General features: G+C 41.8%; 5 protein-coding genes and 2 pseudogenes. 5 read left to right on the top strand and 2 right to left on the bottom strand.

The genetic code is table 11. The features are described from left to right. The first annotated feature begins 59 nt into the window (after positions 1-59). Positions 60-1,079, top strand: a complete 1,020-nt coding sequence (locus RH85_RS05605) for a helix-turn-helix transcriptional regulator (protein WP_039948692.1) — start codon at positions 60-62, stop codon at positions 1,077-1,079. A 76-nt stretch (positions 1,080-1,155) separates the two neighbouring features. Continuing rightward, a pseudogene (locus RH85_RS05610) lies at positions 1,156-1,422 on the top strand (carboxypeptidase M32); the annotation flags it as partial. A 65-nt stretch (positions 1,423-1,487) separates the two neighbouring features. On the opposite strand, the gene RH85_RS05615 reads toward RH85_RS05610, so the two are convergent. After that, positions 1,488-2,222: a GntR family transcriptional regulator gene (locus RH85_RS05615; RefSeq protein WP_006711235.1), complete on the bottom strand. Its 735-nt coding sequence runs from the start codon at positions 2,220-2,222 to the stop codon at positions 1,488-1,490. 229 nt (positions 2,223-2,451) lie between these two features. Between RH85_RS05615 and RH85_RS05620 the strand changes: the two genes are divergently transcribed. Continuing rightward, the gene (locus tag RH85_RS05620) at positions 2,452-4,038 is read left to right on the top strand and encodes a PTS transporter subunit EIIC (protein ID WP_006711236.1); all 1,587 of its coding nucleotides are present in this window, start codon (positions 2,452-2,454) and stop codon (positions 4,036-4,038) included. A gap of 72 nt (positions 4,039-4,110) precedes the next feature. After that, on the top strand, positions 4,111-5,436 hold the full coding sequence (locus tag RH85_RS05625) for a 6-phospho-alpha-glucosidase (protein ID WP_006711237.1): 1,326 nt from the start codon (positions 4,111-4,113) through the stop codon (positions 5,434-5,436). 247 nt (positions 5,437-5,683) lie between these two features. Here RH85_RS05625 and RH85_RS05630 read toward each other — a convergent pair whose 3' ends face one another. Further along, the gene (locus RH85_RS05630; protein ID WP_006711238.1) at positions 5,684-7,105 is read right to left on the bottom strand and encodes an aspartate kinase; all 1,422 of its coding nucleotides are present in this window, start codon (positions 7,103-7,105) and stop codon (positions 5,684-5,686) included. Positions 7,106-8,002: 897 nt separating this feature from the next. Between RH85_RS05630 and RH85_RS05635 the strand changes: the two are divergent. Next, a pseudogene (locus RH85_RS05635) lies at positions 8,003-8,296 on the top strand (methyl-accepting chemotaxis protein); the annotation flags it as partial.

The following is an 8,296-nucleotide window of genomic DNA, read 5'->3' on the forward strand; positions in this document are numbered from 1 at the left end:
AATTAGATAGGCGACAATTTTTGTCGCTATAGAGGTTTATTTTTCATCAGGTGGGGAATATGAGTAAGCAAATACTGCGATATCACAAAATACTAGAATCCATACCGTGTTATCCAGATTCAATCTCTAGCTTAGAGCTACGAGACACGCTGATTTCCTGTGGTTTGTTATCGACCAGTTCCGGTGAAAAAAGCCAGCTTCGAACGGTTCAACGCTGCATTAATAAGGTGGTTGAAGATAACGCCAGCATTGAAACTCAAGATGAATACCGTCCATATCGCTATCAAATTGCTCAGGGACATCGTCATCCAATTAAGCCTGATGGCATGTCTTCCGTTGTCTCTTTACAGGTGATTGAAAAAGAGATTAGGTCGATGCTACCACCGACACTGCGCTCTGATGTCGATGCTATATTTTCTTCACTAAAACAAGAAGACACCAAGCAAACTAAGTTGTGGAGTGAGCGTTTTTGCTATTTCCAACAAGAGTTACCACTTGAGGCACCAGACGTTGGTAACGAGTTTTTTAAGCAGATTGAGCAAGCTCTTCTCAATAAAAAAGATATCGAGTTCAGCTATCAAAAGCGTGGAGCAACAGAACCAAAAGCCTATAAATTAACTCCGCTTGGACTCTTTCTTCACGGTAACAGCTTTTACCTGATAGGCATGAAGCCAAACCAACCAACTGACATTCGCACCTATGCGCTTCATCGTGTACACACATTAAAAATTGGCTTTAGTAGTAATAACATTTTGGCTAAGTTTAACGTCAAAGAATATGTAGAAAAAAACGCCCGTCACTTCTCTGGTGGAGAGATGCAAACTGTCATATTGAGGATAGATAATTTAAATGGTTTACATCTTATTGAAGAAACTCGGCTTTCACCCAACCAAAAAATAATCGCCCTAGATGAAAATTACACGACCGTTGAAACAGAGGTTCGTGACAGCCTGACCTTTGAGTGGTGGCTAATGAAGAATGCAAATATTGTGGAGGTTATTTCTCCGCTCCCTCTACGAAACAAAATTATACGAACGCTACATGCCAGCTTAAGGCTTTACGGTCAGAATTGGTCCTAGCAAATAGAATCCAAAATATCTATCACATAGATATTTGCTCTGATTAATACTGGCCTGAAGGAGACATTTATACTAGACCGACGGCGCATTTGGCTACTTCCCTTCATACACGTTGGGGGCAATGTACGCGGCACAATATATGGCGGTGATGAAGAATACGGTTGATGTGGATGGCGCCATTCGCAGTGGTGATCTGAGCCCTATCTTTACTTGGCTATCGGATAACATCTGGAGCAAAGGTAGTTTATTGACGACAGATGAATTAGTAAAACAAGCGACGGGAGAAACACTCAATGCTGCGCACTTTAAGCAGCATTTGATGAGTCGTTATTTGAAATACTAAAAAAGAGCTAGCAGGGCAATGGGATTTTTACTCTGCTAGCTCATTTCTATAGAGAAAAGATGATCTTAACGAGTCGCATTCAGGGTGAAGGTATAATGCTCTTGATTATAATAGATATCAGAGACTTCAAAAGGAATGCCCTGCTCTAACAAGCCAACACTGTGAGCAAATAACACCGGTTCATCGCGCTTTAAACCAAGTAATACGCGTATTTCTTCAGAAGGAAGCTCAGCTTTAATTTGTTTTTGACTTCCTTTTACATTGTGTCCTCGACCCACCAAATATTGATATTTTGAATGGTTGAGATCATCTTCTGTCAAATCAGCAAATAACGGTTCTGCCAACATAAAGGATGATTCAAATACAAAAGGGACATCGTCAATCAAGCGTAAACGCTTCATAAACCATACTACCGTTCCCGGCTTCACATTCAAGTCACTGGCTACATGAATAGGCGCCTGAACCTTCTCTAAATGAAGTAATTTATTCGATATCGAACAATTTAAACTCGATGCCACCTCACTTGACGTTAAATGGCTATCCAAAGGTAAAGCCATTTTTAAGTCTTGGGCGGGCTGACAAATGAATGTACCTCGTCCTCTTTGACGTTCCACAACACCTTGACGAACTAAATAATCAACTGCTTTGCGCGCCGTCATCCGCGAAACCTGATATTGTTCAGCTAACCCGGTTTCAGATGGAATAGGATCACCCGGCTTTAAAGTACCTTGAAATATTTTCTCAGTAAGAATCTGCTCGATTTGTAAATAAATAGGCACATGCGACTGTTTATCTATCATTTGTATCCCCTAAATTGATAGTTAAACATCCTAACCTAGGCAGGTTGAATACACAACTAGACAACCTTTCATCGCCGACCATTAAAGGGCTCGCACTGAATACCCTCGATTTCTAATAAGTTATACGTAGTGATAGGAATCACATTAACAGCATGGTTGTATAGACAACTATACTTTATGGCAGTTAAATACACTCAGAATAAAAATGATTATAAGGAGTTATCAATCGATGAAACATATAGGCTCTAAGCTACAGGACCTAGGAAAAGCGCTAATGATGCCAATTTCGGTTATCGCAGCAGCTGGTATTTTCCTTGGTTTAGCAGCCGCCCTACAAAACCCTAATATTACCGGACAATCCTTTAACCAGCTTGAAGTGGTTCAGCTGTTTCTAGGTTTTATTCGTAAAGTCGCAGGATCTTTGTTTGGCAACTTACCGTTGTTTTTTGCTGTGGCCTCTGCGATTGGCTTAGCAAAACACGAGAAGCCAACAGCCGCTTTCGCTGCCATTATTGGTTTTATTTCCATGCACGTAGGGGTGAACTATTCTCTACTTGCTCAGGGACTTACGCCTCAAACAACCTCTGTCGCTTATCTTGTTTCACAAGGAATGGATCAAACTGCTGCGATGATGTTCGCCGCCGAGTTTGGCCAGACTTTGGGCATTTTCTCATACCATATGAGCGTATTAGGCGGCGTGATTGCAGGTCTGGTCACAGTTGCACTGCATAACCGCTTCTACACAATCGTACTGCCAACCGCGATCAACTTTTTTGGTGGTCGCCGTTTCGTACCGATCATCACTGTTGTTGTCCTGCCTTTGGTTGGTGTAGCAATGTCACTTATTTGGCCAACCATTGGTGCCGCGATTGCAAAAATTGGTGAGTTTATTGGTCATTCCGGTAGTTTCGGGACCTTCCTTTTCGCTGCAACAGAGCGTCTTTTGATCCCAACAGGGTTGCACCACATTTTGAATGAAACGGTTCGATTCACTCCAATTGGTGGTATCGCAAACGTAGATGGTGAAAGTGTTGTTGGCGCTTTAAGCATTTTCAACTATGCCTTGACTCACCCAGGCAGTATCGATAATGACATAGTTAAAGAAGCCACTCGTTTCCTAGCGCAAGGAAAAATCCCGGTGATGATGTTTGCCCTTCCAGGCGCAGCATTAGCCATGTACCAGTGTGCTCGTGATGAACATAAAGTTCGCGTAAAAGCATTAGTCATTGCTGGCGCATTAGCTTCTTTTACGACCGGAATTACCGAGCCGTTGGAGTTCAGCTTTATCTTCGTTAGTCCATTGCTGTTTATTTTCCACGCAATAATGACCGGCCTCTCTTTCGCCTTAATGAGCATCTTTGGGGTGATGATAGGTAACGTTCAGGGTGGCGTGATTGACTTAGTGGTCTTCGGAGTCCTTGGTGGCGCTGACACCAATTGGTGGTTTGCTGTGTTGGTAGGAGCTTGCTACTTCCCAATCTATTACTTCGTCTTCCGCTTTGTTATAACTCGTTTCAACGTCGCTACACCAGGCCGTGAAAACGAATCAGAAAAAACAGAAATGATCGGCAGCGCATCAGAACAAGCGAGTCGAATTATTGAAGGTCTGGGCGGTTCTTCGAACATCCAACTCGTTGACAACTGTTTCACACGCTTGCGCGTCAAGGTCAACGATATGAGTAAAGTCCAAGATGACTTTCTTAAAACGACGGGCGCATCCGGTGTTAAACGCGCGACGGATGTCGATGTTCAAGTGGTTTACGGGCCACAAGTTGAAAGTATTGCCAACGATGTTAAGCGAGCTCTAGCCGTTTAACCATTCAACCCATAATTTCTGCCCCTGCCGGCCAGGGGCTTGTTTCAAGAACTAATTTACGTGAGAAGTAAGATGAAAAAAGCATTTAATGTAGTACTAGTAGGTGGTGGTTCAACGTGGACTCCAGGTATTTTAAAAGCCATGTGTAATCGCAAAGAGACATTCCCGTTAAAACGCTTAGTCATGTTTGATGTAAAACCGGAACGCCAAGAAACAATCGGCGAGTACGCAAAACTACTTTTTTCTGAAGATTATCCAGAGCTCGAGTTTGAATACACCACAGATAAAGACGTTGCATATAAAGACGTTGATTTCGTTCTGTGCCAGATGCGTACTGGTGGTTACGAAATGCGTGAAAAAGATGAAAAAATCCCACTATCTCTTGGCATGATCGGACAAGAAACATGCGGTCCTGGTGGTTTCGCTTATGGCATGCGTTCAATCGGTGACATGATCGAAATGGTAGAAGATGTACGTTCACGCGCTCCACAAGCATGGATCTTGAACTACACCAATCCAGCCGCTATTGTGGCTGACGCTCTTAAAAAACGCTTCCCACAAGACGAGCGTATTTTAAATATTTGCGACCAACCCGTTAATCTGCTGCGTTCGTACGGCCGCTTACTGGATATTGACCCAACAGAGTTTGATCCAATCTATTTTGGTTTAAACCACTTTGGCTGGTTTACACACCTATACAACCAACAAGGTGAAGATCTTGCACCAAAGCTGAAAGCTTACATCGCTGAAAATGGCTTTATCCCAGTGGATGCAGAACAACGTGATCAATCTTGGCTAGATACCTATGCAGCTGTCGCTGATATGCTACGAGATTTCCCTGATTACTTACCAAATACCTATCTACAGTACTACATCTACCCTGAATACAAACTGTCAAAACTTGACCCTGAATTTACTCGTGCTAATGAAGTAATGAATGGTCGAGAAAAACGTGTATTTGCAGAATGTCGCCAAGCAGTTCTTGATGGTACAACGAAAAATTCAAGCGTTGTACACAACGATGCTCATGGTGACATGATCATTGAAGTTGCGGAATCTATTGCATTCAACCAAAAACGTAAGTTTGTGGTTATCCTTGAAAACAATGGTCTTGTTGCAAACCTAGACAATGACGTGATGGTTGAAGTAACAGCAGAATTGGGCATCAACGGTCCACGCCCTTATGGCGTAGGCAAGATTCCAACATTCTACAAAGGTATGATAGAACAACAATTTGCCTATGAGCGCTTAACGGTAGAAGCTTGGTTTGAAGGCTCTTACACCAAAGCACTTCAAGCACTTACACTTAATCGCACTGTTGGAGATGCGAAGAAAGCGCGCAAAGTACTCGACGCCCTCATTGAAGCAAACAAAGATTACTGGCCAACATTGTCGTAATCGACACTATCCTACCCCCAAATAATATCGACCCTCTCGCTTAATAAGCTGTCGACGTTATTCCACTAATACCTGAGTTGTACATAAGTACACTCAGGTATTTTTATTAGGGAGAAGATATCATTGCTTGTAGGAGAGATTGATAACTACTTTCAGGTAATCAGGCGCATCTAACTCATCACTTTTCAGATAATTGAGTTAGACCTTTCGCCAAATTAGTTAAGTATGATTTACGTGCGCCAATTGTTTAAGCCACCATACCGCTTTCTTTCTTTACTGATTGCTTACAAAACACTTTGTGCAGTGCGCGAATAGACTGTTGATATTCGCCGTCCGTAACCACAAACTGTACGTTAACATTACGCATTGATGAGTGAACCGCGATAGGCGTTACATCATCTTCCATCAATGAAAGAACGCCTTTAGTCAGGGTTTTATTGGTATCAATCTGTGAGCCAATTACCGAAATCAATGCCACCATTCTTCCTTTGATAGAAGCATTAGGATAACGCTTCTCTGCTCGATAAAGGACTTTATTCAATGCTTCCTCACTGCCACCGAGATAATAAGTAATCGAGTTAGCATTCATCTCCTTTCCGATAAGGTTAACGCGAGCTTCTGCGATAATTTGCATCAAGTCGTAGCTTACATTGTCCACTTGCCCAACCATGGTTTGGTCAAACACATGCAACGAAAATACCTTCTCTTTTCCTGCAATTATTTCAATCTTATCTGTCTCTGGGCTGTAGTCTGATGAAATAAGCGTACCTTGATGTTCTGGCTCGAAGGTATTTTTTATCTGAAGTTCAATGCCACTTTGTCTTAGGCCCGCAGCTGCATTGGGGTGAATAGCCTCCATACCTAGACTCGCTAATTGGTCAGCAACGTCATAATTGGTTCGCCCAATTGGCAATACCTCTTCAATGCCTACGATACGAGGATCTGCTGAACTTAGGTGATACTCTTTATGAATAACCGCCAAATCCGCTTTGGTAATAGATGCGATACGACTAAAGGTCATTTCACTATAACCTCTATCATAGGTTTTCATCAGCCCATCTTTTGTATAGGCATAACCGGTCACGATCGGTAACTCTTCTGCTATGTTGATATCCAAAAATGCCTGTTCAATCGTTTCATCCAATGACAACGGTTGCTTTGAATCCCAACCGGATAAGTCGACAAACTTGGCGTTTATCCCCATCGTTTTGAGCTTTAACGCGGTATTATACGCACTGTGAACTTCACCAATCGAAGACAAAAACTCTCTAATTTGCGGTAAGTAATGACGCAAAGAAAACTGACCATAACGACATGTATCCAATATATTACTGATACAATTTTTCGCTTCCGCAATACGAGCACGAATGTACTTGTCAGCTCGGATACGATTCATAGGATCAGCGAAAATATTGTCATTGACCAATAACATTTGTCTTTCAACTTGTGCCAATGCCTCTCCCCATGTGTCATCGCGTTTGGCAATAAGTTGATACACACCGGGCTTGTTAGTTTTCTTATTCTCAAGCAGCACGTCGGTCATACCACCATAAGCAGATACTACGAAAACGCGGTTATAAGGCTGTTTAGGTCGAAGGATGATGTTGTCTAGCACTTCGTCGAATGCAGACATAGAAGTACCGCCGATTTTTTCTACGGTATAAGTCATGGAATTTCCTTGGTCAAAATGAATTATTGAAAGCTGAGTGCAGAAAACGATAAGACAAGCGCCCTACCTAAATATGATTAATCCACCAGCGAGTAAACGCCGTTCTAATCAGGTGTTTTATGCGCTAGTCGTTGGGGAGTAAATACACCGGTCATTACCATTGGCGTACTTTCTACAATCATATTACTTCCTTGTTCTAATATGCTTTTTTTGGCTAGGTTTCAGCCGTGTGTTCTACTGCTGTTAAACCTTGTGCAGATCTGATTCAGTGGCGATCACTGCACCAAACTGATCACCCAAACCCCATAAGCGGCTTTGGGCTGATGAAACGTCGATTCTTTACTTAAGTTGACCTCGACCATCCATTAATAAGATCGAGGTTTCATTACAATCACGCCAAATTAATTAGACGTCTAATTAAAGTCAACAGCATCATGAACATTTGAGCGCCGTAAAATCAAAAGCACCACTTATTGGTGTGATGCAGATCGCAAAATTAGGTAATCCTTTAATTAGAAGTCTAACCTTCTACCCACTCTAATCTCACCATACAATATAGATACATGGGTTATCTAACATCACCTCAAGCCACTAGAACACTAGTAGTAAAGATCTTCCAACATAGTCGCCTACGTATAGCGACAAGCCTACAGCAAACTATTCTTGCATCACGATACTGCTCATTTGCGATGCTAAATCACGCCGCTTTTGTCCCGCCCGTTTGTGCACAACACACCATCAAATAGGAAACCGGTTGATAAGCAACTGAATTTGAATCAACTTTTAATGTCAATACCATAAATAAAATTAGTCTTCCTTTTAAGACGAGAGTCATGAAAATATTCTTCACGCCGAGATACTATATTCGCTGCACATACCAAGGAACTGGCTACATTCATGAACAAAACCCTTCCGTTCAAAATGAAAATTATCGTAATTTTCATCACCATTACTGCAATTACCATTTTGACGTCATATTTTAGTGCCCGTCACCATATCAGTAATTACATTTATCAAAGTGATACTCAAAATATAAACAGTCAGATTAACCTAGTGAAAGATAAACTGGTTGAAGACATAAACAATAAGATCATTCTGGCCGAGAACCTAAATTTTGGCTTAGTCGCTATAAAATCTACTCAAGAAAAAACCGGTTTTCACAACATCGTAAAAGTTGTGCGTGATTTAGAA

It is taken from the genome of Vibrio ichthyoenteri ATCC 700023 (genome assembly GCF_000222605.1).
Lineage (GTDB): Bacteria > Pseudomonadota > Gammaproteobacteria > Enterobacterales > Vibrionaceae > Vibrio > Vibrio ichthyoenteri.